The sequence below is a fragment of the Candidatus Bathyarchaeota archaeon genome (genome assembly GCA_026014805.1).
Lineage (GTDB): Archaea > Thermoproteota > Bathyarchaeia > Bathyarchaeales > SOJC01 > JAGLZW01.
The window spans coordinates 38966-65962 of record JAOZHR010000024.1 but is presented as its reverse complement, the minus strand read 5'-3'; the positions used below and the strand labels follow the sequence as shown (position 1 = coordinate 65962).

Genomic DNA, 26997 nt, shown 5'->3' with positions numbered 1-26997 from the left:
ATATTTGCTTTTTTCAAGTTTTACAGAAAACCTTAATCATGATTCGACGCTATCTAGGAGGCATTGGTGGAGAAATTGAAAGGATATGCAGGCAAAATATTGAGAGTAGACCTATCTACCAACGCTTTTAAGGCAGAAACACTGCCACCCGAATGGCCGCGCAAATTTTTAGGTGGAATGGGCTTTGCAAGCACCTTGCTTTTCAAGGAAACAAAAAAGGGCTTAGATGCTCTTGGCGCAGATAATAAGCTAATCATTGCACCAGGGCTTCTGACAGGGACCGGTATCCCGACTGCTTCGAAAACACTTTTCTTAGCGAAATCTCCTCTAACAGGTGGCTTTGGAAAGGCAGCCGCGGGTGCATCAATTGGACCTGCATTGAAAAAGGCTGGATATGACCTTCTAGTAATACAAGGAAAAAGCTCGAACCCTATTGTCTTGGTTATCGCTGATGACGTAGTAAAGGTGGATGGTGCGGGGGAGCTTTGGGGCAAGAACGTGCGTGAAACTGCCGCTCTGTTGAAGAAGCGCTATGAAGGTTTTTCAACTGCCGTGATTGGGCCAGCTGGTGAAACTCTTTCGAGAATAGCTGGAATTGACTGCGATGAGCGACAGGCTGCACGAACGGGTGTTGGCGCCGTTATGGGTTCCAAAAAATTGAAGGCACTTGCTGTGAAAGGCACTTCTAACATTGAATATGCTGACGCTCAAGCTTTGCGTGATTTAGTTATTAAATGGACTAAGAGTATTAGAGAAAACCCTAGCTCGCAACTGGACATGAAGTACGGAACAGGAGAGTTCTATGCTTGGATGAATAAAGACAAAGGAGTTCATCCGAGTCGCAACTGGCAACAAGGCTACTTCCAAAAGTCTTTCGACAACCTCAAAGAAGGAGATTTGAGCCATTTGGATCCCTATTATTGGTCGCCAAAATACACAGTCAGAAACAAAGGTTGCCCAAACTGCACCAAGCCGTGTGGCAGGATCGTTAGAATCAATGAAGGCAAATACGCAGGGACTGAACTTGACGGTCCGGAATATGAAACAATTTATTCTCTAGGGGCAAACCTTGAAATTGATGATTTTGAGGCACTGTGTCACATCCAGATGATGTGCGACCTTTACGGATTGGACGCTATCTCTGCAGGACTTACTGTTTCGTGGGCCATGGAAGCTTCCGAGAGAGGGTTGCTTACCAGGGAAGATTTGGACGGCGTTGAGTTAAAATTCGGAAATGTAGACGCGACGCTCGAAGTTTTGGGGAAGATGGCTCATCGAGAAGGGAAAGTTGGCGCACTTTTATCGGATGGCGTAAAGGCTGCCAGTGAAAAGCTGGGCAAAGGCTCCAGTCACTTCGCCATCCATTCAAAAGGACTTGAATTGCCCGCCTATGACATCAGAGGAATCAAGGGAATGGGCTTAGCATTGGCAGTCGCTGTCCGCGGCGGTGACCACTTGACAGCAGTGGTTTATGGAACGGAGCTTGTTGGAAAATGGTGGAAATTCTCTGGTATAGACCGGTTTTCAGCTGAGAACAAGGGTTATGAAATAAAGGTTCACGAGGACTTGATGACCCTTTATGATATTGTTGGAGTCTGCAAGTTCACTAGACACATGTTCTTCGCTGAGGCTTATCCTGAAATGATTAAGGCAGTTACTGGAATGAAACTGAGTGTAACTGATCTCTTTGCGATTGGTGAGAGAGTATATAACCTGCAGCGAGCTTTCAACGCCAGAGGAGGGCTTGACAGAAAGGCTGACTCTCTGCCTGCTCGAGTGTTTGAAGATCCGATTCCCAAAGGGATTTCTAAAGGCAGTAGAATCAAAAGAAGCGAGTTTGAAAGGATGCTTGATGACTACTATCAAGTTCGAGGATGGTCATCGAATGGTGTCCCCACAAAGGTCAAGCTTGTTTCCCTTGACTTGTATGAAGTTGCAGAGGAAGTGGGTGTCTAATAAGCAAGTGATGGCAGCTAGGGGCTTAAGAAGTGTAGGAAGAAGAGAGATTTGAGTAAGACAAATGAGCCAACAGGTGAGGAGAAGTTAGATGAAGGGAACATATATGTGATTCAAAAGCACGATGCAACCCATCTTCACTATGACTTGAGATTAGAAATGGGCGGTGTCCTGAAGAGTTGGGCGGTTCCAAAGGTTCCTCCAACCCAGCCAAGAATCAAGAGGCTTGCTGTGGAGGTGGATGACCACCCTATTGAATACGCTAGTTTTGAAGGTGAAATACCCGAAGGTGAGTACGGTGCTGGTACGGTGGAAATCTGGGATAGCGGGAGCTACACGCTTCTGGAACGGAAGGATAACAAAATAGTTGTTGACATTCATGGCGAAAAGCTGAATGGAATCTATTTTCTCCTTAGATTTAAGGGTAAAAAGAATTGGTTGTTCTTTAAAAAGAAAAAGTGTGCTTGACTCAATGTTAGATGTTCCAATAATGTGGAAGAAGCTTGAATGTTTGTGCGTGGCTTGATTCTCCACTATGAGCTCTGAACGGGAGCTTGATAGGTTCCAAATGTAAGTAGGGATTTCTAGAGAAATGAAACACTATTTTAATAAATCTGGATATTCTGTAGTCGTAGTCTTGTAGAGATGCTACTCTATGGTTGTGGTCGGTAAGCTCAGAAGTAAAAAAGACTTTTATCACTTCCTTAGAGAACTTGATGTCAAAAGCGTGGTTTTCGTAGTAAAACCAAACTGGAGCAACGCGCATACTTTTACTTCAGCTGAGACGCTTGACAAGCTTTTTTCTACATTGCAAGGCAGAATCAAAGTGATTGAGGGCTATTCAGCGTGGAGAAACGAACTTAATACTGGACCAGAACCAAGAGATGTCATAACTCCGAGTAACGCCAAAGCGAAGTGGCAGTGGATTAAAGAACAAGACAAGTGGTTTCTCAAATACAGCGGCATCGATGAAATCTTGGCAAAGCATGATGTTGAGTACATAAACGTCACAGAAGAAATCTGGTTAACGAGAACCCTCGATCCCAACGAGGTTAGAGAGTTCGTTGATAACAAATACGGAATACTTGTTAGCCAAGAGTTGTACAGTTTTGTACCCACCAAAATCTATGAACTTCGAGACAGCGTCCTCATCAGCCTCAACAATAGCTGGCGAATCCGCGAAAAAATCTCGCTCTCAACCAAAAATCTGTTCGGCTTGATCCCTGACCCTGCACGATATGGAAAATGGCATGGCAAAAACGACAGCCACCTATCCCGAAGCATTGTAGACATTAATAAAATCTACCGCAGCCTCTTCTCACCGTGCTACTGGATTAACGAGATAAAGGAATCGGGCATTTTTGTGGGAAGTAAAAACTCGATGGAGGCTGATGCGGTTGCAGCCAAATTAATGGGTGTAGACCCTGAAACGATTGATTATCTCAAGCTTGCCACTAATGTCTTTGGTGGGTATAACAAGGAAGTTTTGACAAGAATACCTAGGAAGTTCTGACCTTCGCTTTCTTACATCTTTTCAGTGAAAAAAATGGAGATTGTTGGGTGCGTAAAGCTTTTCATGGCGTTTCCCATTCCTCAAGTGCCTTCTTCATGTTTATGATAGCTTTTTTCTCTAAGGGTTTAACTTTCCTTAGTATATCTACCCCTCTTCTTCGGTCCTTTAGTTTCATTTCGCGCGCGCGCATATGCCGGAGAAGAACACTGGTAGTCTATAGAAAACCTAAAGCACAGAGTCCCAAAAGAGCACGTATTACTGCTACACAAACTAAGAAAAGAACAAAAAAGGATGATTGAAGCTGACGCTACCTTACTGCATCAACTGAGATGACAGTTTTCTCTTGCATTCGTTCAGATGCATACTTCAATAAAGCCTTAAACTCTCCATCATCCAAAACATTTTTCGCGCGTGCTAAAATCTCTAAACAGACTTCTTTGAACACCAAGTCAGCACATCCAGCTTTGGCATCGTCAATTAAATCCTTAGAAGCGTCAAACAAAACACTGTTCAAATGATTTCACCTCAGCCAAAAAATGAAGAGGGCAAACCATTAACCTTTACGACTTGAAAATACATATTAAAAATACATTTTCTTTGCTCGATTCAAACACATAATTAACATTCAATAATTGCTCAGAGAGTAATCCAACAGGAGTTATAAGAAGCATCTTGCGTTGCTGGCAACATAAGTCGATGGGATCAAACGCGTGTTTGTACGCAGATCAAATACAACTGTGAGGTTGAGCACAACGAGAAAGAGTCTACTCAATCATGGAAGAAGGCACCAATGGGTTGAGAGCGCAAAACTCGCGATTTTCTTCGTTATGACCTTGACTTGCTAGTTTTCATGAACGCAACTGCGCTATTTGTTATAAATCCAGCAGTGGATGAACTTAAAATGGCTACAAGCTCTAGAAGTTTGCCTTGTTGGTAAATAAGTTAGGGCGAAGACGGGCTATAAGCTGTGAAGTTGCCAATTTCAAGGGAAAAGGAAAATTAGCTGATTATTCATGATGGGGGACAAGACAGAGAAACCTTAAAACCCCGCTTCCTTCGTTTCTGAAGTGGTGCATCACGTTCGGCGGAATGAAAGCTACATAGCCGGGGCCAACTTTTTTTCGTTGGTCACCACAGACAACTAAACATTCACCCTCCAATATGAAAACCTCATGCTCCCATTTGTGAGAGTGATGAGGGGTGCTCCCTCTTGGAGCAATTTCGAAGCAGCGCATAGCGAAATGTTCTGCCCCGTCGTCTTTGGTTATTAGCCAACGAACTTTAACTCCCTCAGCACCACTCTCCGTTACTTCATCTGCCTCTACTTCTGAAAAATGCAGCGCTTTGAATCCCATGTAAATCACACATTCACAAAAAAGAACAGCTGTATTTAAAATTAGCCCAACTCTTCTGACCGACATATATCGGTTTTTGACATATGTTTTCTCTGAGAATACTGGCTTAATTAATGAGAAGTGTATTTTTCTTCTAGAGTTATTATCTAGAGGAGTTGTTCATCGTGGTCAGGAAGGGTGTTGCTGTTTGGATTTTAGGTTCTTTGACTTTTATAGCTGGGTTACATGTTCTAGACAGTTTTCTATGGTTGACAGGCGATGAAAGTGAACCGCTACTCTTAGCGATTTACCCATTCACTCGGCTGTTAGAGACCATTGATCCAATTGTTTACTTGATTTGTTCCTTAGTGGCGGTATTCTTTCTTTGGGGTGGAACAACATTAATCGCACTGCAAAATCCTATTGAAACATTTCTGGGAAAAGTGTTAGAAGACGGGAAGAAGGAAAATCAATCTGATGTGGAGTTGTTAGAGGCCAAAACGAGTATTTTGGAAATGATGAGTGAAACTTTGGAAAACAACAGTAGGTTGTTATCTGGGTTGCGAGACGTTGTTTTTAATGTGCGTAGCGAGGTCTTGAATATTAGGCCCTTAAACAAGAGCGTAGAAGGGTTGAAAAATGATGTTGAAAGGTTGAAGAAGATGATGAAACGCTTGGAGAGGGAGGTTAAGAAATATAAGTTGTGCCCAGCTTGTGGGCGAGAGGTATTGGCAGAGTTTAGAATATGTCCCTACTGTGGCGAGAATTTGCTGAAACCTGCGGTGGACAGTGGAGCGGTGATGTTGGCAGCTTTACCGATATCGCATGCTAAGAAGAGGAAATGACGTGTGCGTTCGCCTTCTAGAGATCACTAGATTTTACTTAGTTTCAGCTAGGCAGCCAACAGACACTAGGTATGGATATCATTCTACAGCATGAATGGATGACGAATAGCAAAAATTATGCATTCCTTATGTTTTCATTTTCCTTCAGGATGCATCTTAAACACAGCAAATATAAGTAACCCTTCATTATACAAATCCAAATTCACAAAGGAAAACCTCACCATGAGCACCGCAACCAAAACCACAACTACGATACAAGCACCCATCTGCACCAGCTGCAACCGCACCATACTCACAGGCACAAAAGCCACAAAATTCAACTGCCCAAACTGTAACGAAATAATCATCTGGCGATGCCAAAAATGCCGCAAATTCGGGCGTCATTATAGATGCCCAAAATGCGGATTTACGGGGCCATAAAAATGGCAAACGTAGTAATAAGCTACAAAATTTTTCCAACAGGGATAGAAGTAGACTTTAATAAGCTGCAAAAGCAAATAGAGAAAGCCCTTCCGCCTCAAGCAAAAATTTACGCTGATTACCAGACAGAGCCCGTTGCTTTTGGCCTAAACGCCCTTATAGCCTACATTCGAATTCCAGAGGATGAAACTGGCATCTTAGATGAAGTGGAAAAAAATATAGAAAAAATTCCAACAGTGAGCCAGATTCAAACGCTTATGGTGAGAAGAACACGCTAATGCCTATTAGCTTGTAATATTTATAAGTCACATGACCCTTTTCGACTTCGTAAACTTCACAATCACATTAAAAAAGAAGGCATAAACATGAGTGAAATACAGCTCCGCATAGGGGATGCAAAACAACGAGATGTAGGTCGTGGCATAGCCCGCCTAGACCAAAAAACTATGCAAAAACTTGGCATAAGCGCTGGCGACGTCATAGAAATCACAGGCAAACGAACAACGAGCGCCATTGCCTGGCCCGCGTACAGCGAAGACCAAGATCGGGGCATAATCCGCGTAGACGGCTTCACACGCAAAAACGCGGGTGTTGCCATAAACGAATATGTTGCAATCAAACCAGCTGCGGTAAAGAACGCGACAAATGTAGTTCTAGCGCCTGTCGATATGCGCTTAAACGTAGACGAGGACTTTACAAACTTTGTTAAAAACCGTTTAATGGAACGCACCTTCGTCGAAGGTGACACAACACTAGTGATGATGCTCGGACACGCTATACCATTCACAGTAACAAAAAGCCGTCCTCATGGAATAGTTCGCATCACAAAAGACACACATTTCCAAATACTTACCGAACCAGCTCCAGAAACAAAAGGACTTCCTCACACCACTTACGAAGACATAGGTGGTCTACACGAAGAAATGCAACGTGTAAGAGAAATGGTAGAGCTGCCACTGCGGCATCCAGAACTTTTTCAACGTCTAGGAATAGATCCTCCTAAAGGTGTTCTACTCCACGGTCCACCCGGTTGCGGTAAGACCTTGCTAGCAAGAGCCGTGGCAAATGAATCAGAAGCAAATTTCGCTTCTATAAACGGTCCAGAAATAATGAGCAAATTCTATGGTGAATCAGAAGCAAGACTACGCGAGATTTTTCAGCAAGCGCAGCAAAACTCTCCAAGCATCATATTTATCGACGAGTTAGATGCAATTGCGCCAAAAAGGGAAGAGGTCACAGGTGAAGTTGAAAGACGAGTAGTTGCACAACTCTTAGCTCTCATGGATGGTTTGAGCGGAAGAGGGAACGTGATCGTCATAGGTGCCACCAACCGACCCCAAGCCCTTGATCCTGCACTTCGAAGACCAGGCCGCTTCGACCGAGAAATAGAAATAGGTGTTCCAGATAAGAAGGACCGCCACGAAATCATGCAAATTCACACACGCGGCATGCCCCTAGCAGAAGACGTTGACCTGAAGAAACTATCTGGAATGACCCATGGCTACACAGGAGCAGATATGGCTGCCTTGAGCAGAGAAACAGCAATGAAGTCTCTGAGACGATATCTCCCCGAAATAAACTTAGAAGAAGAACATATTCCCCCCGCAGTTTTAGAAAAGATGGAAGTACGTATGGAAGACTTTCTTAACGCCTACAAAGAAATAACTCCTACTGCTATGCGAGAAGTATATATAGAAACACCCACGGTGAACTGGACTGACATAGGCGGGTTGGAAGAGATAAAACATGAGCTAATAGAAGCAGTTGAATGGCCCATAAAAAACCCAGAAGTTTTCAGCCGGTTGGGCATAACACCGCCAAAGGGCATTCTCTTATTTGGGCCGCCTGGCTGCGGCAAGACTATGCTGGCAAGAGCAGTAGCAACAGAAAGCGAAGCAAACTTCATTACAATAAAAGGCCCAGAGGTCTTCAGTAAGTGGGTTGGAGAGTCGGAAAAAGCCATAAGAGAAGTATTCCGGAAAGCGAGAATGGCCGCACCAGCAGTGATTTTCTTTGATGAATTTGACTCTCTCGTACCTAGAAGAGGTATGGGTCTCTCCGATAGCGGCGTCACAGAACGCGTTATCAGTCAGCTTCTAACAGAGATGGACGGCATAACGACCTTGGAAGATGTAGTTGTCATCGCGGCCTCAAATCGACCTGACATTATAGATCGTGCTGTGCTACGTCCGGGACGCTTTGACCGACTTGTCTATGTACCCGAGCCAGATGAGCAGGCTAGACTGAAGATGTTCAAAATCTATACAAGAGACATGCCTTTGGCTGAAGATGTTGATTTAGAGGCTCACGCTAAGACAACGAAGGGTTACAGTGGAGCGGACATTCAAGCACTCTGCCGTGAGGCTGGGTTGAATGCTCTGAGAAAAAGTATAACTTCCGAACTGGTGACACTAGCGGATTTCAAGGCCGCAGTAAATCAGATAGGGCCAACAATTTCACCTGATATGGAAATATGGTATAAAGGATTTGTCAAACAGATAAGAAGAGTGCAGAAGCCTACAACACCTGTGGCGTAGGAGATGTTGTTAAAATGAGTGCCAAAACTTGGAAACCCCACCCTCTTTCCACGGTAATCGTAGAGCTACTACAGCGCAAAGGACCTACAACTGATGCTGAACTGCACGATATGGTCAGGGAAGTTCGTGGTGACTTAGGATTCAGCGTCTTGAACAAGGAGCTAATGCGATTGGAAATAGAGGGCATAATCCATGTTTCTGCTCTTGGAAGAGGCAAACGACGAGTGGAATTGCGCAAAGTGAGGAGAAGAAAAAGTACGTAAGAACGCGGCTTTGTTGATTTTTGTTATTCTCCTTTCTAACCTTCTGTGGAAGCCCCTCTTGCTGCTCGTTTTGCCGTAGCGCCTAGTTTAGTTGAAGGTGTATAGGCTCCTCCAGTGAAGGTAAACCCGCATTTTCTGCATTCCCAAACTCCAACACTTTGGCGTTTCACAGTAGACGCGTGGCATTGAGGGCATCTGTGTCGCCTTTTGGTCTCTGTCACCACTTCGATGTATCTTTTCCTTACAGTTGCACCGTATCGGCTCTTCAACCCTCCTGTTGGGCCGATCTTCTTTGTTTTTCCCATTGCTACTTCACCAGCAGTTTGCGTATTTCTGAAGCTTTTTCTTTAGCGATTTTTGCTGCTTCCAAGATATATTCTGTGGTAAAATAGCCAGTTCCTCCCTTCTGAACGGCGCATATTTTTCCTTCTTTTTCAATGGTTATCGTCAGTCTAGCGTCCATAACCTGTTCTTCCTCTAGCCAAGGATCAACAGCAAGTTTGCCATTTATCTTTGCGAACGTTACTGCTATGGGGTAGTTTTGTATCGGTAATGGAGTGTAGCCTGGTTTTACCTTGACTTCTCCTTCTTCAACTTCGTACTTGAACATCTTTGTGTTCAATAAAGCTGCTAGCGTTGCGATAGCTGAAGCGTCAATGAGATTTCCGTCATAGTTGAGCACATAGACATCAACGAATACTATGAGTACCTTTTTCCCTGGTTCTAGGCAGAGCTTTTCAAGGTCTATGGCTTTTGACTCTCGTATACCTCTGTCTGTTACTCTTGCGAGTTCAATAGCGTCTTCTTTTGGGGGACCAGGTTCAAATGTTGGTGATGCCAGGGGAACAAGCTCAACGTTTACTGTTAAGACCCCTTCGTTTGGAGTGTCTGGGAAAGGTTTGCCGATTCCAATTTTTACTCCCACCAAGACTTCAGTTTTACCCAAAAGAGCACGTGCTGAGCCTTCTGCCTTTTCGATGACGCCCATTTCCACTTTGATTTCACGGTAATCGTTTAACTCTCTTCCGTCTAATCTCTTACCTTTACTCATTAGTTGGGCGATTTGTTGCTGTTTTACACGTATAATCATTGACATTATTCTTTCACTTCCTCCTTTACGACCACATATTTCGCCTTTAACGCTTCTTTTTGGATCTTATAGAGTTGTGTGCAACCCTCAAGAGAGAGCTTAATGGCTTTTTCAAATTCTTCAAGCGTTAATTGACCGTCCATCTGAAGCAGTGTTATGGCGTTTAGGTTTGGCATATACGCTAGAGGAACGTCTGCTTCCCCTTCTTTGTCTTCGCTGTCATTTAAGTCAAGCACAAGCTGCCCTTCTAATTTTCCTGCAGCGCAAGCGACTGTCAAGTCTCGCATGGGAACACCTGCATCTGCCAAAGCTAATGAAGCCGCTGTTATTCCTGCGCATCTTGTGCCGCCGTTTGCTTGTAGGACTTCTATGAAGAGGTCTATGGATGTTCGAGGATAGTATTCTAGAAAGATTGATGGTTCTAAGGCCTCTCGTATCACTTTCGAAAGTTCTACTTCTCTTCTTGAAGGAGCGGGCGACTTTCTCTCATCCACGGAAAAAGGCGCCATGTGATATCGGCATCTCAATCGAGAACGGTCGGGTAAAGCAAGATGTTTTGGATGAACTTCATGAGGTCCATAAACTGCCGTTAAAATCTTATTCTTCCCCTGCTCAATATATGCTGAGCCGTCTGCATTGCTAAGAATGCCAATTTGTATCGTTGTTGGTCTTAACTCGTTAAATTTCCTTCCGTCTATTCTAACACCATCTTTGTCAATCAATTTTCCTTCTGCTTTAGGCATTTTTAATTTCACCTTCCTTTTCTTTTTTCAACATTTCTGCTACGCGATCGGTTAGACCACTTGTGTGGGACTCGTCTTCTATTTTGCGGATAGCCATAGCTGCAAGCTGCTCGTCTTCTAAGTTCTTGCCGCTTATAAGCACCACTCCATTTTGGCCTAAAAGAATGTGACATCCTGTCTCACGTTTTATCATGCTTATCATTGAACCTTTCCTGCCGATAATTCGCGGAATTTTCGTTGAAGTGATTTCAATGATTTGACCACGAGTAATTTTTCCAAGACCAGGCTCTCGTACTGTCAGAAGCGGGTCGCGGGTTCTGTCGTAAGACACAATTTTGGCTATAACTAGGTCTCCAATATCGAAGATGGATGATAGTTCGTTTTTCTGAGGGCGGTATGACCGTTCCATGACGTCTGAAGCACGTAGGACCGCTGGATAAGGTGCATCGATATCTAGAATCCATCCTCCTAATGTTATTTCCATCACTTTTCCGATTACGGTGTCTCCAACTTTTGGAATATAGAACGATTTCAAAGCGACAACGCTGACTTTTCGTTCTTCATATTCTACTAGTCCAACACGAGTTGCGTACAGTTTTTCATTTTCTTTGAATGTGTTCTCACCGGCTATGTAGTTTCCTTCGGCTACTAAATCGCCAGGAGTTACAAGTTGTCGTCTTTCATAAAATGTGGGCATTTTTCGCCACCATTCCTTTTTTTAACCTTTTTTTACGTCTTTTTTGCTTCTGCCGTTCCTTTTGTTAGTTCTCCAAGTTTGTCCAAGAATGGTCCGTAGAGACCTGCTGGCATTTCGATTATGGAGAACCATGAGCCGTCTGCGCGCCATTCTTCACGTTTAATCGTGCCATAACCTTTGACTGTTCCATAGGCTTTTGCGGCGTATTCTGGGGGGATTCGCACTTTGACTTGGATTTGCTCTATTTTGAGTGGGAGAATCGGACGTAGAAGTTTGATTATGTCTTTTGCTTGTTCTTCAGCTTCTTTGAAAGGATCTATTGAGTAGTGGATCTGTTCCATTGCTTGTTCGATGCGTAAGGGTGGATGAGGCAGGTTTGTTTTAGGGTCAACCGCTTGACGTGCTATGAAAACAATTATCTGTCTTCGTTTCTCTGCAGTTAGTTGTCTCCTCTGGTCTGTTGTCAGCTGTAGATTTCCTTTTCTCAGTATTATTTCCGCGATTTTCAGAATGTCTGTTGTTTTGAAAGCAGTTTCAAGTTTGCCTTCGCTTGCCTTTGTGCCCTTGTCAGCATCAGTAAATATTGTGTCTGTAACTAAGACTTCAGATATTGACGTGGTTCTGCCCATTGTATAGTTTCGGGCGGGTTGCGGTTTAACTAGGATTTCGAAGCGTTCACCGTCGCGGGTTATGCGCGCAACGGTGTATCGTTCACTCATTTCAGCATTTCACTCTACTCTACGGTCTTCATATATTTCTCGACTTCTTCGTCTGGCAGTGCGTGGTAAGCTTTTGTAGTTGTGGGTACTATGCTGATCTTGGCTCTAAGCTGTTCTTCCCGGGCTTCGAGCGCTTTTCTGAGACATTTCACGGTGAGTTTTATGGAGTCTTCCAAGCCTAAGTCTTCGCGGTATTCCTCTTTCAGGATGCCTTCAACTGTTTCTCTTCCAACGCCCACCGCAATTGCCTTGTAGGCTCTGTATGTTCCGCTGGGGTCTGTAGAAAAGAGGCGGTTACCTGTCTTGTCGATGCCGCCGAAGATTATAGAGACTCCGAAGGGACGCACTCCGGCGTGCTGTGTATAAAGTTGCTTTATGTCGCCTATGCGTTTGGAAATTACTTCAACATCAATGGGCTCGTCGTACATTAATCTGTTACTTTGGCAGTATACGCGTGCTTGGTCGATTAGAATCCGTGCATCAGAGCCTAAGCCGACAACTGCTGCGCCGATGTGGCTGTCTACTGCGAAGATTTTCCATGTGAAGCTTGAGTCTTGTAGTTTTGATTCAATTTTTTCTTCTGCACCTAAAACTACGCCTTCTGGGCAGACTATTCCTAGTATGGTTGCTCCTCGGTTTACTGTTTCGAGGGCATATTCTACCTGAAATAAGCGGCCATCTGGGGAGAACACGGTTATGGCTCGGTCGTATGCTCCTGGTGCCGCAAATATTGACAACTGTATTTCACCTCATGCAGACATTACTCATTTGCTTGACAAGAATCAGCATGCTATACTAAAAACCTTTTCGTATAAGTTCGCATGTCAGAATACCCGGTCAAGAATGGTAGTTAACCTTTTTCGTATAGCCATTTTGCGAGCTTATGGTAAGGCTTATTTTGTGTCTTCGACGTTTCTATTAAATGGTGCCACGCTTTGGGAGTTAACCTTAAGGTTTTAGTGCCAAAAACTCAAGTTGATCTGCAAAACCTCGCTGGAAAATCCATCGCTATCGACGCCTACAATGCTCTCTACCAATTTCTGGCAATTATCCGCCAACCTGACGGCACTCCACTGAAGAATAACACTGGCAGAGTCACCAGCCATCTTAGCGGTCTGCTCTACCGCACCTCAAACCTCGTCGAAATGGGTATAAAAGTCGCCTATGTCTTCGATGGTGCCCCACCAGCCCTAAAAAAAGTTGAAATCAAACGGCGAATAAAGACAAAAGAAGAAGCTACTGTCAAGTATGAAAAAGCTTTGGCAGAGGGCAGGATTGAAGAAGCCCGCACCTACGCTCAAGCCACATCCCGACTGAAAGACTACATGGAACAGGATAGCAAACGACTCTTAACGCTCATGGGCATTCCATGGATTCAAGCACCAAGCGAAGGAGAAGCCCAAGCAGCGTACATGACTAAAAAAGAAGTCTCAGATTTCTGCGCCAGCCAAGACTATGATTCACTTCTATTCGGCGCCCCAACTCTAATCCGCAACGTAACAATAAGCGGCAGACGCAAACTTCCAAGAAAACCAGTATATGTAGAAGTCGTTCCAGAAGTCATTGAACTCAGCAAAGTCTTAGCCGAACTGGGCATAACACACGAGCAGCTGGTAGAAATAGGTATCCTTGTCGGCACAGACTACAACCCAAAAGGAGTAAAAGGCATCGGTCCAAAAACAGCCCTAAAACTCATCAAAGAACACGGTAGCCTTGATGAATTGCTACGAACATCATTAAAAAATAAAGAATTCCCAGCCAACCATCAACGAATAAAAGACATATTTCTCCACCCAAAAGTCACAGATAATTACAGCCTAGAATGGCGCGAGCCTGACACAGGAGGCGTTGTGGATTTTCTTTGCAGAGAACATGACTTCACAGAAGGCAGAGTAAGGAAAGCTTTAGAAAAGATGAGTAAGGGAATAAAGGAAGAGAAAGCCAAAACCACTCTTGATGCATTCTTCGGGTAAAACGCTTAAACCTTATGACCAAAACGCCCTGTCAAGGGCACAAAAGCCACTCCACCCAAATTCTCTCTAGCCAAACTACTATCAGCACCTTTACGTATACGAATTAAAGACTGAAACAAGTGAACATTACCAACAGGAGTAACTAAAACACCCCCAATCTTAAGCTGTTTCACAAGAGGAGGAGGGATTTCAGGAGCGGCTGCAGTTACTAAAATGCGGTCATAAGGACTCTGATCGGGATAGCCTAATGAACCGTCTCCATGAATCACAGTCACGCGATCACCGAACCCGTGACGCATAATATTCTCCCTAGCAAGCCGTGCCAACTCAGCTACAATTTCCACAGTGTAAACGTGTCCCCGCCCCGATCTTGAGGCATCCTTCGGCGCCACAATCTCTGCAATAGTTGAGGCATGCCACCCACAGCCAGCGCCAACCTCCAAGACACGATGCCCCAACTCCAACTCCAACGCTTCGTTCATAATCGCAACCATGTGAGGCGCACTAACTGTTTGTCCGTTGCCTATCGGCAATGGTGCATCTACTGACGCATATTCGACCGAACGTTCGGGTAAAAAGAGGACGCGGGGCACTTGTTTCATTGCACGAATGGCGTCCAAGGAACGGAGAGCCTTCTCGTTAGCAAGGTTGTCAACCAGTTGCTCCCAAGCACTTGTATCTCTTTTCATCTCTTAGCAGGCTCCTCTCACTTTACAATATTGCTAAGGTTCCTTAAGTACTTGAAATTGGAGAAGTGGAGGGCGAGGAAGCGTATTACTTTACTGTTACTGACTTTGCTAGGTTACGAGGCATGTCTGGGTCATAGCCACGTTCGATGGCCATGTAGTAGGCAAAAAGTTGAAGGGGCACCACGTAAGGTATAGGCGATAAAACTTCAGGAATCCCTCTCGTAACTTCAACGTAATCATCGGCCAACTTCATTATCTCCTCGTCACCTTCCTCACAAATGGCAATAATGGAGGCCCCCCGAGCTTTCATCTCCATAATATTCCCTATTAGGGTCTTCCGCGTATCATCCGGAGGACAAACAAAAATCACTGGGAACCCTTGCTCAATAAGGCTGATGGGACCGTGTTTGCTTTCGCCAGCAGGAAAAGCAATGGATGGCACGTAAGCGATCTCCATAAGTTTCAAGCGACCTTCCAGAGCAGTTGCGTAGCTTATTCCTCTGCCTAGAAAGAAGAAGCAACGCTTATTCCTGTATTTTTTGGCCAATGCCTTTACTTTTTCCTCTTGTGTCTTAACTATTTTTTCCGTGATATCTGGAATTTCTTCGATTTTCTCGTCCAGAAGATCAATTTCTTCTTGAGAAACCTTACCTCGCTTCTTAGCCAACCTGATTGCTAACTGCGAAAGAACCGAGAGTTGAGACGTAAATGTTTTAGTTGCTGCTACGCCGATTTCAGGACCAGATTGTTGACCAATGTAAACTCTAGAGACGCGAGTTAAAGTGGAGCCTACACCGTTTGTCAATCCAAGAATTGTGGCGGCTCTTTGTCTTGCAGTTTCAACCGCAGCTAAAGTGTCGGCTGTTTCACCCGATTGGCTGACTGCAAGAATTGTGCTGTCAATGTTAACCGATTTGCCATGTTGCTCAGTAAACTCTGAGGCTATTACTGGGTGAGTAGCCAAGAATGACAGTTTTGAGAACATGTAGGATGCCGCTAGACAAGCGTGATAGGATGTGCCGCAAGCCACCATAATTACCTCGCGAGATCTATCAAGAAAAGTTGTCAACAACTCCAAATACTTATCTTGAATCCGCAATGTATTGCGAAGGCAAAGCGGTTGTTCATGAATTTCTTTCAACATAAAATGTGGATACCCCTGTTTCTCAGCCATTTCAGATGTCCAGTCAACAAGCTTCGGTTCGCGAACCACGGTGCTACCATCAACCAGCTTCTTTATCTCATAGGCTTCATCGCTTAGAGTTACCAGTTCTCCATTTTCCACGAAAACAACCTTATTTGTTAAAGGTAGGAACGCCGGAATATCAGAGGCAAAGTAGTAAGCATCGTCAGCGATGCCTAGAACAAGAGGACTTTCGTTGCGCACACAGATAATTCTGTTAGGTTCATAAGTTGAAACGACTGCGATTGCGTAAGAACCTTGAAGACGCTCAATAGCGCTAATCACTGCATTCTCAAAGTCTGAAGCGGCAGTAACTTTTGATGTAAACTCCTTCTTTTTAAGATTCTCTTCTATCAGATGAGCTATTATCTCAGTGTCAGTCTTTGATCTAAAAACATGCCCGCTGTCTTCTAATTCCTTTTTGAGTTCGGTGAAATTTTCGATTATACCGTTATGAATGACTGCTATTCTAGGCGGGTCTGAACAGTCAAAGTGGGGATGTGCATTCACTTGAAGTGGTGCTCCATGTGTCGCCCAACGAGTGTGTCCAACGCCAATTCTCCCAGGTAAGTCATCAAGGTTCCGTATGGCATGGACATCGTCGATTTTTCCCGCATCTTTTTTCACGAATAGCTTTCCATTTTCTATTGTTACTTCGCCCACGGAATCGTAGCCACGGTATTCAAGTCGTTTTAAAGCAGCGTGAATTACTGGCGCAGCACTGCCGTTTTTGAGAATACACCCAAATATTCCACACATTCTTTTATTGCCTCACTCAAACTCTTTGCTGAATCGCTGAAATTCAAGACTTAGTAAGTAAGGGGGCTCTATAAGCATTTTTAGGAAAAACCTCTTAGCCTAAAAAGCATTTTTTTAATGGTTTTCATACGTTCATCGAAAACGTAACATCAACTATTAAAGCCACAGCCTCCCGGCCATATTTAATCTCTGAGGCATTAATAAAATATTTATAAAGGAACTGGTTTATGCTCAAAAGAAGAACATTGGAAAAAAAAATGCTGATCAGTGAAGACAGAAAATGGCGAGAAGTCAAAGAAATTGTCATTTATAAGCATCCCGAAAAACTGAAGCCAGTTCTAAGCAAGCTAACATGGAAAATTCTCCTGTTGCTCAGTAAAAAAGAAATGTACCCAATGGAAATAGCTAAAAAGCTGAACATTCACGAGCAAAAAGTCTATTACCACATGAGAAAGCTGGCAAAAGCGAACGTTATAAGAAAGGTGAAAGAAGAGGAAAGGAAAGGAGCAATCGCAAAATACTACAAGGCAAGCTTTCCAGCTTTCGGAGTGGAATTGCCTTTCGGCGGTCAAAAGCAAAAAATGATTTTACCCTCTTTTATCGACAGAAAAACATCTTTATTCTTACATCCTGTTCTGAAAGATGGTCTCTTCGATGGCAAAATTGTGGTAGGGAGCCCTGATCCTCACGGGGCCTTCAAAACAAGTGCTCGTGATGGCCACTATGCATCCTATCTGACATTTTTTCTCGGGCGATATGCAGAGCTACCAGATGAATTTGCCATAAAGCTGGATGTAGATGTAAAGGCTGAAAAAGAGGAAAAAAACAACCTGATTCTAGTAGGTGGTCCAGGCACCAATCTTATTACCCAAGAAATTAACGATCATCTTCCCATAAGGTTTAATATGACGCCTTCAGAGCATGGTTTTCTTTTCGGTGGTCTAGTTTCTCAAAAGACTAAGAATGTGTATACTGCTGACACCGTGGGGCTAATTGCGAAGATAGTAAACCCGTGGGCCAAAGACAAGAGAGTTATAGTTTTTGCAGGCAACAAAGCTGTAGGTACCAAGGCATGTGTCCTCGCATTTGCGAAGTTTTGGAAACAAACATTAAAGAATTATCAAGGTGAAGATAATTTTGGCGTGATTATTCAAGGTTTTGATTTGGACGGCGATGGGAAAGTTGACTCAGTAGAAGTACTCGAATAGCGGCGTGTGCATAAAAGCATGAAAGAAATAATCATAAGAAAAATGCGGAAAAGCGACTTAGAAATCGTTTCTGAACTAGCGATGCTGGCTAACCCCTTCGCCGAGAAGGCAGGGTATAAAAGACATATTGAAGAAGAACTAGAAGGCAAGCCTGAGCTGGCTTTTATAGCAGTCAAGGACCACAAAGTTGTAGGCTACGTGATGGGCGATGTAACCAATGGTCACGGTGTACTAGAAGACATAGCCATAGATTTAGCTCACCAACATCAAGGCATCGGAACACTGCTTTTAGAAACCGAGCTCAAAGCGCTAAAAAACAGTCAAACAAAAATCATTGTAGCAGAAGTACATTACAAATGTGCCTCTGCAATTCCCTTCTATTACAAACACGGATTTAGAATATCCGGCATCGGGCGCAACTTCTTCGGTATGGGCCATGACGCCATAATACTTGAACTCATATTATCAAAGACGAACAGCCATGAAAGCAGTTGAGGCCATAATTGCACGAGGCCATGAAAAAATTCTTGCCACAAACAAGAGCACGTTCGAAATTACAAAGGATACTTATCTAACCAAACGAGGCGATTGCATAATCGCTGTGGGAGCGGGCAAAGGAATAAAAGACTTGAGTGATGAATTCAAGAAGATTCTGAGGAAAAAAGACGCTAAACTGACCGTTGTAATTCAAGTTGGCGGCGAAAAGGAAGTAGTTGTAGCTCGGGGAAACTCAAGACTTACATTTAATCATCCCACTGATCTGGTTGTTCGTAAAAGCAACTATATCTGCGAAAGGACGCTTGCAATAAAGGCTAACAAAGCAGCCATAGATTTCTCAAGGTCTTTCGTGACAAAGCTAAGAAACTCTCAACAGGAAATCGACGTGATGTTAACTGTTGAGGATGCCACATAATTTTTAGCCTACGATCCACTCAACTGCTCTGCTGTTGTGATAAATCGAATTTAGCGATGCAAGTTGGAGTAGTCGTCAAATTCGTGATAACACACAATATTGCTTTCCGTAATTTTCACAAGTCACATCTTTCTTACACAGATATTTCAGATTTTGAATAAGGTTTCAAACTTCATAACTCTTATCATAAAACTGAGTGTCTTCTATGATGATTTGCAATGAGTCAAAAGGAATTATTTTTGAAAGAAGTTGTTAAGAAAGTTGGAGATAGAGTGGGTGATCAGTCTACAACTGAGAAAGTGGAGCATTTCGCAAAACATGGCACTTTATTCTTGTTTTTCGAAATCTTAAATCTAAGAAAAGAAATAGAGAGATTAAAGAGAGAAGTGAAGACAAAAAAATAGTTCTTCCTTGAAAGCTCGACGATATTTCGGAGACCTCGATGTTTCCCTCCTAGACAACCACGCCAACCATCACGTATGGACATTACCGGCAAGGCTCAAGCGACGGTAGATTAAAGGGTGGGAGGTGGTGGAGGCGGTGGAATTTCTCTGGCAACCATTGCATAATAGAGGCAGGTTATCGCAATTGGATAAATTGGGCTTACAAAGGCGGGTATTACGTTTGTGATAAGGGGACCAATGACTGGATAGCTAGTGTTGAATGGCATTGCTAACATGATTGCGACACCGGTGACGATGCCAACAATTATGCCTAAGACCAATAGGAGAGCAAAGATTTTCAGCCAGCGATTACTTACGAGCCTCCTACTTCTTCCCAGACTTTCAAAGGCTCCTCTTTGCTCAACAATTATTGTGGGGATTATCAGCGAAAACATTATGGCGATAATTATGCCAGGCACTACGAAAAGCACCAATCCGACTAGAGTCAAGATTCCAGCAACAAGTTGAGCCACGAGCAGTAATGGAAGCTTGGAAATTGCAAAGTCAAAGCTGACGCCAAGATTTGAAGTACCTTTCTCTATTTGATCAGAAGCACATTTGATAACAACTCCAACAGTGATGGCACCTACAATCCACGAAACGAGACCCGACAAAACACCTATTGTGATGGTTACTGAAAAGAAAGCAAAAAGCCATTCTACTAGTTCTTCATAAGAGACTGTCGAGATTGGCTGTGCTGGCAGAGGAAAAGACGAAGTTATTGCATATGTGGAAAGCCCTATTATTATTCCGGCAACTAGAAAAGGCAAGAAAAACTGCCAAAACTTGGAAAGGTAAAGGTTGAACGTTAGCGAAAGGATTTCGCCGACGGACAATTCGTGTGAAGGCTTTTCAATAGTCATTTTGTCACACCTGACTAATTGTTTCAGGGATTTCGTATTTAAGATTAAATGCTCTGTATGCATAATCATATGAGCTAGGTAAATTCGCAAGTTGAGGTTCTTTTTTCTGGATGCGGCATCGCTAGAATAATGAACAGGAAACATGGAAATATGACGATGCTGGCGCTGACAGATACAAATTGACAAACAACGAAATCGTAATGTGGCGATACGAAATTCCAAACTATACTTGATCCATGTTTTGAGGAAGAATATGGCGAGCCCGACGGGAATTGAACCCGCGACCTACGGATTAAGAGTCCGCCGCTCTAGCCTTGCTGAGCTACGGGCCCACTCACTTTCTTTCAGAAAAGAACGTGAATTAAGAAATTTAGAGCTTTCGGTTTTGTTTGGGGATTCAAGATAGTCTAAAATGCTATTTAGGGCTTGTTCTGTGATTCTACTTATGTTTAGCTTGTGTTTTCGAGCTTTTTTGACTAGACTCTGTGGCAATGTAATGCCTACGGTTTTGCGGATTACTTTCACTCGAGTATTTTGAATACTTTCACTCGAGTAACTTTTTCTATAAATCCCAGTCATGCCTTTTCACCCAAACTCAGAATCTCCTGATATTGCGATATGTAAATTGGTTCCCTAATCCTACCATGTTCGTAAAGAAATGTAGGAATTGCACAAATTGAGCATCTAGAATGTTTACATCATTTTTATGTGCATTCAAAAACTTCATAATCCATCCAGATTGCTCTCCAATTATTCTCCAAGCTTCTTCGATCTCTCCTTGCTCAAAGAGAGATTCGTCAATATCGCTTATTTTTTTGGGATCATCATTTCTTTCGTTAGCACCTTCTAAAAATGTCTTCGTATGCTCACAATATTCCGGAAGGAACCTTTCTATTTCCTCTCTTTTCTCTATTCTTTCTTGGGGTTCGAATCTTATATGAAAGTAAAGATTAGGATCGTTGTTTCTGCCATGGATAAGGAAGCAATACCATTTTATCAGTCCATCCCCAATTAGTGCAGTAATCATAGGGTATATCTTTGATTTTATTATCTGAAGGCTCAATTGATGTAACTGCTGTATTGATGTGATCTCACTTTTTAACCCAATTGATAACCAAGTCTCCCAAGCATTATTCAGGTTGGGTTTCTCCTGAGTGAAATCTTCAATACTCATGGCTTAACACCTCTTTCCGATTCTGGAAATATCTTAGTTAAGTGATCAGTTAAAGGAGATTGTGTTTCTTTCATTATTTGAAGCATCATTGGTGCCATTTTCCGAATATAGTCAAGAAGGTATTGGACTGTTGGACTCCTTCCCATTTTCCAAGCCTTGCATAATTGATCAAGAAATTCCAAGTTTTCGTCAGTTAAGTAAATGCTAATATTCTTTCCCAAAATGCTCAGCCCTCTAATAGACATTGTATTAGACTAGGAAAGACTTTCATGCTTCTTTTCATATTTCACACCGTTATTGCGGTTCTAGTCTATTAGACTTTAACGTAGATTCTATTATATATGGCTTGTCCTCAAGACTATAGTTGATAAAAATGGCTCGAGGATTCAAGCATGGCCCAGAATTGCGAAAATTCTGGAGAGATCAAAAACGAAGGTATCGTGCTGGTAAGAAGGCTCAGAAAGGAGGCTAACAAGCAAGCTCACAAAAAAGGAGGTGGGGGCCTCAATGGATGAAATATACACAAAACTGTTTAAAACTTTTGTCACAGAATCCGAAACCAGAAGACATGAACAGCTCAGTGGTAAGCTGTTAAAACGCATACTGCTAAAACGCATACTGTATCTAACTAGCTACTATAGCCCCAAACTTCTACCATTCATTGTTTTCCCGAGAGGCGTTTCTATTGGGTAATTTCAGAGAACATGGAGTCATGCTTTATCTTTCAAAACCTCTATATGTGGGTTTCATTAGACTACAAGCAGATAAAGGCCTAGGGAGAAGTTATGCTGGCCTATTACCCTTTACTGAAGGAATGTATCGGCTGGGTTATATTTCAAAAGAAGTTTATGAAGAGCACATTAAGAAATACAGCCAAAAATTAGTTTTGGATCCACCGTTAACCGCAGAACAAATCCACGAAAAACAGATTTTGGAGCATAAGGAGATATACTTCAAAAGGGTGCTGGATCAATGGGATATCCACCCTCAACCTTCTTGGCGTAATAAAGTGTTTATTCTAGCTGAAGAGTGGAAAGACAGGGTTCCTTCAGCACAGTTGATTTTAGATTTGCATGAAAAACCAGCTCTTGAAGGTGAGGTTAACCCTTAATGGTTCTGTTTGAGCTTGTTGACGGCCAAAAAGGTGAAAACGACACTCTTGTTCTTGTCACAGCTTACGGTGAACCCTTAAGTTTTCATGAGTTGCTATTTATTTTGGAGCACTATTTTGACAGTGAGCATAGTTATTATCCGGTTTCTAATGGATATTTGGGTAAGGGTATGCTTCTGAGTGCGATAAACTGTGTAGCTGTAGGAGTGCCTTTAGACACTGTTCTGAAAAAGTTTAAGCTGTATCGTAAGACTAAGAAACTCATAGTTATTGACAAGCGAAAGAAGGCTTCTCGAGTTTTGAGCAGTAATGATAGATTAGAGGCGATTTTGGAGTGAAAGCTCTATGAGTCTATGGCTTCTGAGGAAAAAGGGCATACAATTACCGCCTATTGAAACTGACTATTCTAACATTACGGTAGAGCAGCTCATTAAGAAAATAAGAGAATTCTATCGTAGAAAAGATAAAACCAATGAAGAAGAAATGAATGAATGTTTCTTCCTAGAATTATTGCGTGATTATCCAGTTTCTATGTGTAATCGGCATATGTCGGAAGAGCATAAAGTACTAATTGCGTTAGTCTATTTTGAAAGCAAGTCGTATGTTGATCCTGAAGATAAAGATGCAGGGTGGAAGGGGTTTTCATACGATCAACTCAGTATTGTGTTTTGTAGGAGTAAGGCAAGCATTCATGAAGCAATTAGGCAGAAGGAACCTAAAGCTAAGAAACTGCTAGCAGATGTTCAATTACGTGAGAAGGCTAAGGAGATCGCATTAGAACAGTTGATTAAGGAAGAAAAGCAGAAACTAGAGGGAAAAAGTCAAAAAGAAAAGGCAAAATATGTATTCCCATGAAAAAAGGGAGACTATCCTAGAATGCCAAGGTACAGGAGACTAACACAGCTACTATGGAGAAAATTCTCAAAAAGAAATTGGTTTCCAGATACTCTAGATTACACAGCACTTCGCTATGCTGCGATTGAGAGTAGAATGATTGAAGCAAGCCGATATGTTGATTTCCACCACGCTAACTTTGAGGTGTTCTCTTACGAGTTTGCTAGTATTCTTAGAGATTGTGGAAGTGTTTTCAGCTCTATTATGGATATGTTGGTAAAAGCAGCAAATCAGAAGGAAAATACGCTGAACATAAAAAATTACCAAGAATGGCTATCCAAAGAGATAGAGAACATTCATCTAGTTGCCGTTGGTATTGCAGGGTTAGGTGAGTATGTCTTATATCCATTTCGCAAAGAGAATGGTAAATTCGAATGGTGGAGTGCTTTTACTGATGTGAAGCATTCAGAGGTAGTGACGCTTGAGAGTGGCAATTTAGATAACGCTCTTCATTCACTAGGGGCTATAGCGATTTTGTATGCGTTGATGGATACGCATAACGGAAGAGATATACGATTATTCCACCAAATTGGATTCATCCTAGACGACAATGGTTCTCCAGTTGATATTGCTGACGCATCAAAGGATTTCGTGTTGTTCAAAGCGAAAAAGAGATGATTAAACCAAAAGAAACAAGCAAACAACCGAACAAACGCCTATACGACTAGTGCGAGAGGCTTATAGTCTATAGAATAACTCTATCTCTGTTCATTAAGCCCTTCCAATCAACATTTATTCTACAATAGAGGCATATTGTAGAATGCATTGGATTCTTTCAAAAGACACAAGTTGGTTTAGTCGTTAAATATTGAGGAAAGAGTTTGCTCGGTTTTTCCAAGGAACAGTTTCGACTATTGGTGAGATGTAAAGAGTTCTTTCTAACGTGTGTTTTTTGTTGCCCCTAACCTGAATGACACCATTGGAGAGATGAATAAATAGACTCCACAAATCATCTTTCTGTTCGTAGGAAAAAGCAATAATCCTATCCCCCTTAAAAATCTTCAAGAGTGTTAACAACTCGCTCTTGTATTTATCTTCCAACCAATACCACAAGATATCTAGCCACTAACGGTTTGAAGGAGGTTATTTCAATCTCTTTAATATGTCGAGAATCGATTGAAAATTAGATTCCACGCCAAAATGCTAGAGGAGACTTATATATTCAATAGACGCACAAGAAACGTCCATAGTTTGATGGCTCGTCATTGACATGTGTGTGTTAAGGGGCATTTTTAAACAACGCCTACTATTACAGCGAGGCGATTATTTTGTCAGCAATGCCAAAATTCGAAATCTATAAAGATGCTGCCGAAAAATTCAGATGGAGATTAAAAGCTCCCAATGGTGAAGTCATAGCTTCCAGCGAAGCCTACGAATCAAAAGACGGATGCAAAAACGGAATTTACTCAGTCAAAACGAATGCTCCCAAAGCTCAAATCGCAGATATAACAGTATAGAAAACTCTAGTCAGTAAATCATTTTCGGCTCAGTTTCCCCATTTTTCTATATTGAGTCAGTTTTCGAAATGGTTTAATCTGTTTTTCCGAGCAATTTGCCTTGGTAGTCTCTCCATTGAGTCTTCACATATGGCCCCAAGCTTTCAATATCTGATACTCCCACAAAATCTCTTAGTGCGAAGGGTGTGTTAAAAACGTATTTTCCATAGTAGCTTTCAGCTTGGCTCCTGAACCAGTGACACCACTGTCCAGTTACATTATTCACTATTTGCCATGCACGGTGACGCTTAAACTTGAATAACTTCTCTTTAGGTTCTTCAATCAGATTGAGATAGTCTTGAACAAGCCTCGTGAATTTGGATAGTGGGCCTTTAAGCGCAAGCGGAACCTCGTCACGAATAGGAGCAGTTCTATGCTTAACTGGTTTACCCTTTCTTGTCTTTAACCTCTTAACTAGAATCATGTTTCGTATGATAATGAAGTTTTTGTCAGCTTGAAAATCAAACTGCTCCTTATTTAGTGATAACACTTCAGAGATTCGGCCTGCAGTAAGAAATAGCAAGCTCATTAAGGCTTTGTCTCTTTTAATGTAGAATTCCATGTTTGTCTTATAGGGCCACGAGTTAGCTGTTACCATGTAGTAAATTTGCTGAATCCCTAAACGCTCTTTAATATCTTCATTCGTTCTACGTTTAACGTTCTGAAGCCATGCTTGAGGCATTATTTTTCACTCACCTTTTTCTCGTGTTTTTCATAACTTTTGAGCAAAATATCCAAGCCTTTAATCAACTCTCTTTTCGCTTGAGTAGGATGGCTGAAACCAAAATCTTTAGCTATGTCATTCAAACTAGCCCCATTTCGATAGAATAGACAAACTTTCAAAGAAACATCTTCTAATCCATCTGTTTCTAATGGTTCTAAATCTGAAGGGCTTTCGTTGTTTGATGGAAAAAGCAAGCCTTGACTCAGAGCTTCTCTGAAATCTCTAAACTGCAAATAATACTTTATGAAATAGAAAAAATCAGACAATAGCATTCCTAAATAAGCATAGTAGAAAATGATGTTTTGCATGGAAAAATAAAAGAAGATTAGCTCTGCTGTCACGAAAACCAGCATTAAAAGAATAATAAAGCCAAAAAATAAGCTGACAAACCTTTCATAAAACTGCTGACTCAAAACCTTATCCTCTCATTTGTCGCTATAGTATCCCAAGCTCTAACGATTAGCAGAGTATCTTCTATTTCCATAATCAGAACAGTAGGCTTATGCGAAGTCTGTGTTCCCATTTCAAACCTTCTGAGAACGCCCATTATGTCGCCAGATTCCGTTTTAGCAACCACTGACTTGCGTAGAAAATGAGGCAGTAGATAGTTATCAAATCTAACTTCGGCTTTCTGCATCAGGCTAACACCTTCAAATTCTTGATTCCTTTGAAAACTCGTTCTTTCAAATCATCCAATAATGCCGGGTTGAAGTAGTTACGCATAAACACACTACCAGAAACACGGCCCTGCAGAAAGTCAATCTCTGACTGCGTTAGATACTTCGTCATGTAAGTAGCGTAGTATTCTCTAACATCGCTAAATCTAGGCTTGAAACCTTTCCTTTTTATGCGGTTGTAGATTTTGGAAATTGTTAGCCTTTCTTCTCTGCTGATTCTTTTAACTAGCTGTTTAGGAACAAAGCTTGCGAAAGCCTTTTTATTGTTCCTTATGAAAAGTTGTTTGAATCTGAAATGCTCCAAAACTTCTCTTTCAACGTCATAATACTCGTTTAATTTTCCCTTGTCAGACAAGTCTATCATCAAATTGTAAGATTCAATAGCTTCCACAAGCCTCAAGCCACTGACAGTGACGAAATCCATGAATACGCTAAACTGTGAGAACCTCTCTTTGATCACCTTCACCCATTCTAAAACAGAGCCTTGAGCATCAAACCTTTTAAGACGTGAAATAAGCAAATCCTCAACTTTAACCGATTCCCATTTCAAACCGTAGTTTCTAATGAGTTTCTTGAAATCTTCATATCTTCCTAGAAACTTGCTCAAGTTTGAGAGTGCAGCTAGAACATGTCTTCTTTTAGAAGGAGAGAAGCTGCGAAGCTCAGAGAAATCTTCCTTCAGCAAGCAATGGCAATACTTCTTAGCATAGTTTGTTACGTCTTTGGCATGTTTACGAGAACGGTTTTTCAACATGTTTTCCTTAAAAGAAGCC

36 protein-coding genes, 1 tRNA gene and 1 pseudogene are annotated in these 26997 nt (G+C 42.2%); 19 read left to right on the top strand and 19 right to left on the bottom strand.

All coding sequences use genetic code 11. The annotated features are described in order from the left end of the window. The first annotated feature begins 75 nt into the window (after positions 1–75). The 3 genes and pseudogenes from NWE91_06005 (at position 76) to NWE91_05995 (ending at position 3469) form a co-directional block, all read left to right on the top strand. Positions 76–1956 carry an aldehyde ferredoxin oxidoreductase family protein gene (locus tag NWE91_06005; protein ID MCW3985943.1) on the top strand — a complete coding sequence of 627 codons (1881 nt, stop codon included), beginning with the start codon at positions 76–78 and terminating at the stop codon, positions 1954–1956. Between the two features lie 24 nt (positions 1957–1980). Then, positions 1981–2424 (top strand): annotated as a pseudogene (locus NWE91_06000) (3'-phosphoesterase). A 187-nt stretch (positions 2425–2611) separates the two neighbouring features. Further along, a complete protein-coding gene (locus NWE91_05995; GenBank protein ID MCW3985942.1) occupies positions 2612–3469 on the top strand; it encodes a hypothetical protein in 858 nt (285 codons plus the stop codon). A gap of 307 nt (positions 3470–3776) precedes the next feature. On the opposite strand, the gene NWE91_05990 is transcribed toward NWE91_05995, so the two are convergent. Together NWE91_05990 and NWE91_05985 are read right to left on the bottom strand one after the other, a co-directional pair. Next, on the bottom strand, positions 3777–3983 hold the full coding sequence (locus tag NWE91_05990) for a hypothetical protein (GenBank protein ID MCW3985941.1): 207 nt from the start codon (positions 3981–3983) through the stop codon (positions 3777–3779). Positions 3984–4476: 493 nt separating this feature from the next. Next, on the bottom strand, positions 4477–4824 hold the full coding sequence (locus tag NWE91_05985) for a cupin domain-containing protein (GenBank protein MCW3985940.1): 348 nt from the start codon (positions 4822–4824) through the stop codon (positions 4477–4479). Positions 4825–4988: 164 nt separating this feature from the next. Here NWE91_05985 and NWE91_05980 point away from each other — a divergent pair, with 164 nt between their 5' ends. After that, positions 4989–5648, top strand: a complete 660-nt coding sequence (locus NWE91_05980; protein ID MCW3985939.1) for a zinc ribbon domain-containing protein — start codon at positions 4989–4991, stop codon at positions 5646–5648. Between the two features lie 134 nt (positions 5649–5782). Here NWE91_05980 and NWE91_05975 read toward each other — a convergent pair whose 3' ends face one another. Continuing rightward, the gene (locus NWE91_05975) at positions 5783–5995 is read right to left on the bottom strand and encodes a hypothetical protein (protein ID MCW3985938.1); all 213 of its coding nucleotides are present in this window, start codon (positions 5993–5995) and stop codon (positions 5783–5785) included. Here NWE91_05975 and NWE91_05970 point away from each other — a divergent pair. The 4 genes from NWE91_05970 to NWE91_05955 all read left to right on the top strand — a co-directional run bounded on the left by NWE91_05970 (position 5937) and on the right by NWE91_05955 (position 8868). After that, positions 5937–6068, top strand: coding sequence for a zinc finger domain-containing protein (locus NWE91_05970; GenBank protein MCW3985937.1), 132 nt, complete (start codon positions 5937–5939; stop codon positions 6066–6068). The two genes, NWE91_05975 and NWE91_05970, sit on opposite strands and share 59 nt — an antisense overlap. Next, positions 6038–6346 (top strand): elongation factor 1-beta, encoded by a 309-nt coding sequence (locus NWE91_05965; protein ID MCW3985936.1) that lies wholly within the window; start codon positions 6038–6040, stop codon positions 6344–6346. The genes NWE91_05970 and NWE91_05965 overlap by 31 nt, the downstream gene beginning before the upstream one ends. 87 nt (positions 6347–6433) lie before the next feature. Continuing rightward, the gene (locus NWE91_05960) at positions 6434–8605 is read left to right on the top strand and encodes a CDC48 family AAA ATPase (protein MCW3985935.1); all 2172 of its coding nucleotides are present in this window, start codon (positions 6434–6436) and stop codon (positions 8603–8605) included. A gap of 14 nt (positions 8606–8619) precedes the next feature. Then, complete coding sequence (locus tag NWE91_05955) at positions 8620–8868, top strand: hypothetical protein (GenBank protein MCW3985934.1); 249 nt, start codon at positions 8620–8622, stop codon at positions 8866–8868. 35 nt (positions 8869–8903) lie between these two features. On the opposite strand, the gene NWE91_05950 is transcribed toward NWE91_05955, so the two are convergent. The 6 genes from NWE91_05950 to psmA are packed head-to-tail and all read right to left on the bottom strand — an operon-like array spanning position 8904 to position 12854. Then, complete coding sequence (locus NWE91_05950) at positions 8904–9173, bottom strand: 50S ribosomal protein L37ae (GenBank protein ID MCW3985933.1); 270 nt, start codon at positions 9171–9173, stop codon at positions 8904–8906. A gap of 2 nt (positions 9174–9175) precedes the next feature. Next, entirely contained in the window at positions 9176–9964 is a 789-nt protein-coding gene (gene rrp42 / locus NWE91_05945) for an exosome complex protein Rrp42 (GenBank protein ID MCW3985932.1), read from the bottom strand. Beyond that, a complete protein-coding gene (gene rrp41, locus NWE91_05940; protein ID MCW3985931.1) occupies positions 9964–10701 on the bottom strand; it encodes an exosome complex exonuclease Rrp41 in 738 nt (245 codons plus the stop codon). Before rrp41 ends, rrp42 begins: the two co-directional genes overlap by 1 nt. Next, positions 10694–11398, bottom strand: coding sequence for an exosome complex RNA-binding protein Rrp4 (gene rrp4, locus NWE91_05935; GenBank protein MCW3985930.1), 705 nt, complete (start codon positions 11396–11398; stop codon positions 10694–10696). Before rrp4 ends, rrp41 begins: the two co-directional genes overlap by 8 nt. Positions 11399–11430: 32 nt before the next feature. Further along, positions 11431–12117 carry a ribosome assembly factor SBDS gene (locus tag NWE91_05930; protein ID MCW3985929.1) on the bottom strand — a complete coding sequence of 229 codons (687 nt, stop codon included), beginning with the start codon at positions 12115–12117 and terminating at the stop codon, positions 11431–11433. 14 nt (positions 12118–12131) lie between these two features. Beyond that, on the bottom strand, positions 12132–12854 hold the full coding sequence (psmA, locus tag NWE91_05925) for an archaeal proteasome endopeptidase complex subunit alpha (GenBank protein ID MCW3985928.1): 723 nt from the start codon (positions 12852–12854) through the stop codon (positions 12132–12134). Between the two features lie 198 nt (positions 12855–13052). Here psmA and fen point away from each other — a divergent pair, with 198 nt between their 5' ends. Then, complete coding sequence (gene fen / locus NWE91_05920) at positions 13053–14090, top strand: flap endonuclease-1 (GenBank protein ID MCW3985927.1); 1038 nt, start codon at positions 13053–13055, stop codon at positions 14088–14090. Positions 14091–14095: 5 nt separating this feature from the next. Here the strand turns inward: fen and NWE91_05915 are convergent, their stop codons facing one another. After that, positions 14096–14779, bottom strand: coding sequence for a protein-L-isoaspartate(D-aspartate) O-methyltransferase (locus NWE91_05915; protein MCW3985926.1), 684 nt, complete (start codon positions 14777–14779; stop codon positions 14096–14098). 85 nt (positions 14780–14864) lie between these two features. Continuing rightward, the gene (gene glmS, locus NWE91_05910; protein MCW3985925.1) at positions 14865–16721 is read right to left on the bottom strand and encodes a glutamine--fructose-6-phosphate transaminase (isomerizing); all 1857 of its coding nucleotides are present in this window, start codon (positions 16719–16721) and stop codon (positions 14865–14867) included. Positions 16722–16966: 245 nt separating this feature from the next. Between glmS and NWE91_05905 the strand changes: the two genes are divergently transcribed. The 4 genes from NWE91_05905 (at position 16967) to NWE91_05890 (ending at position 19246) form a co-directional block, all read left to right on the top strand. After that, positions 16967–17929, top strand: coding sequence for a helix-turn-helix domain-containing protein (locus tag NWE91_05905; protein ID MCW3985924.1), 963 nt, complete (start codon positions 16967–16969; stop codon positions 17927–17929). An 18-nt stretch (positions 17930–17947) separates the two neighbouring features. Then, a complete protein-coding gene (locus NWE91_05900) occupies positions 17948–18424 on the top strand; it encodes a GNAT family N-acetyltransferase (protein MCW3985923.1) in 477 nt (158 codons plus the stop codon). After that, positions 18411–18842 carry a DUF371 domain-containing protein gene (locus tag NWE91_05895; protein ID MCW3985922.1) on the top strand — a complete coding sequence of 144 codons (432 nt, stop codon included), beginning with the start codon at positions 18411–18413 and terminating at the stop codon, positions 18840–18842. The genes NWE91_05900 and NWE91_05895 overlap by 14 nt, the downstream gene beginning before the upstream one ends. 218 nt (positions 18843–19060) lie before the next feature. Next, the gene (locus NWE91_05890) at positions 19061–19246 is read left to right on the top strand and encodes a hypothetical protein (protein ID MCW3985921.1); all 186 of its coding nucleotides are present in this window, start codon (positions 19061–19063) and stop codon (positions 19244–19246) included. 110 nt (positions 19247–19356) lie between these two features. On the opposite strand, the gene NWE91_05885 is transcribed toward NWE91_05890, so the two are convergent. The 4 genes from NWE91_05885 to NWE91_05870 form a co-directional block, all read right to left on the bottom strand. Further along, positions 19357–20148 (bottom strand): hypothetical protein, encoded by a 792-nt coding sequence (locus NWE91_05885; protein ID MCW3985920.1) that lies wholly within the window; start codon positions 20146–20148, stop codon positions 19357–19359. A 254-nt stretch (positions 20149–20402) separates the two neighbouring features. Then, a tRNA-Lys gene (locus NWE91_05880) sits at positions 20403–20480 on the bottom strand. A gap of 263 nt (positions 20481–20743) precedes the next feature. Then, entirely contained in the window at positions 20744–21322 is a 579-nt protein-coding gene (locus tag NWE91_05875) for a hypothetical protein (protein ID MCW3985919.1), read from the bottom strand. Then, positions 21319–21543 carry a hypothetical protein gene (locus NWE91_05870; protein MCW3985918.1) on the bottom strand — a complete coding sequence of 75 codons (225 nt, stop codon included), beginning with the start codon at positions 21541–21543 and terminating at the stop codon, positions 21319–21321. The genes NWE91_05875 and NWE91_05870 overlap by 4 nt, the downstream gene beginning before the upstream one ends. A 286-nt stretch (positions 21544–21829) precedes the next feature. Here NWE91_05870 and NWE91_05865 point away from each other — a divergent pair, with 286 nt between their 5' ends. The 6 genes from NWE91_05865 (at position 21830) to NWE91_05840 (ending at position 24784) form a co-directional block, all read left to right on the top strand. Continuing rightward, positions 21830–22015, top strand: coding sequence for a hypothetical protein (locus NWE91_05865; GenBank protein MCW3985917.1), 186 nt, complete (start codon positions 21830–21832; stop codon positions 22013–22015). Continuing rightward, a complete protein-coding gene (locus NWE91_05860) occupies positions 22008–22433 on the top strand; it encodes a hypothetical protein (GenBank protein ID MCW3985916.1) in 426 nt (141 codons plus the stop codon). The genes NWE91_05865 and NWE91_05860 overlap by 8 nt, the downstream gene beginning before the upstream one ends. Further along, complete coding sequence (locus tag NWE91_05855) at positions 22433–22771, top strand: hypothetical protein (protein MCW3985915.1); 339 nt, start codon at positions 22433–22435, stop codon at positions 22769–22771. Before NWE91_05860 ends, NWE91_05855 begins: the two co-directional genes overlap by 1 nt. A gap of 7 nt (positions 22772–22778) precedes the next feature. Further along, a complete protein-coding gene (locus NWE91_05850) occupies positions 22779–23288 on the top strand; it encodes a hypothetical protein (GenBank protein ID MCW3985914.1) in 510 nt (169 codons plus the stop codon). Positions 23289–23309: 21 nt separating this feature from the next. Then, a complete protein-coding gene (locus NWE91_05845; protein MCW3985913.1) occupies positions 23310–23945 on the top strand; it encodes a hypothetical protein in 636 nt (211 codons plus the stop codon). 659 nt (positions 23946–24604) lie between these two features. Beyond that, positions 24605–24784: a DUF1508 domain-containing protein gene (locus NWE91_05840; protein ID MCW3985912.1), complete on the top strand. Its 180-nt coding sequence runs from the start codon at positions 24605–24607 to the stop codon at positions 24782–24784. A 73-nt stretch (positions 24785–24857) separates the two neighbouring features. Here the strand turns inward: NWE91_05840 and NWE91_05835 are convergent, their stop codons facing one another. Genes NWE91_05835 through NWE91_05820 form a run of 4 tightly spaced genes read right to left on the bottom strand, consistent with a single transcriptional unit; the run spans position 24858 to position 26978 of the window. Further along, positions 24858–25505, bottom strand: a complete 648-nt coding sequence (locus NWE91_05835) for a site-specific integrase (GenBank protein MCW3985911.1) — start codon at positions 25503–25505, stop codon at positions 24858–24860. Next, positions 25505–25960 (bottom strand): hypothetical protein, encoded by a 456-nt coding sequence (locus NWE91_05830; protein MCW3985910.1) that lies wholly within the window; start codon positions 25958–25960, stop codon positions 25505–25507. The genes NWE91_05835 and NWE91_05830 overlap by 1 nt, the downstream gene beginning before the upstream one ends. Beyond that, positions 25957–26184, bottom strand: coding sequence for a hypothetical protein (locus tag NWE91_05825; GenBank protein MCW3985909.1), 228 nt, complete (start codon positions 26182–26184; stop codon positions 25957–25959). The genes NWE91_05830 and NWE91_05825 overlap by 4 nt, the downstream gene beginning before the upstream one ends. Further along, entirely contained in the window at positions 26184–26978 is a 795-nt protein-coding gene (locus tag NWE91_05820) for an integrase (protein MCW3985908.1), read from the bottom strand. Before NWE91_05820 ends, NWE91_05825 begins: the two co-directional genes overlap by 1 nt. Between the last annotated feature and the right edge of the window lie 19 nt (positions 26979–26997).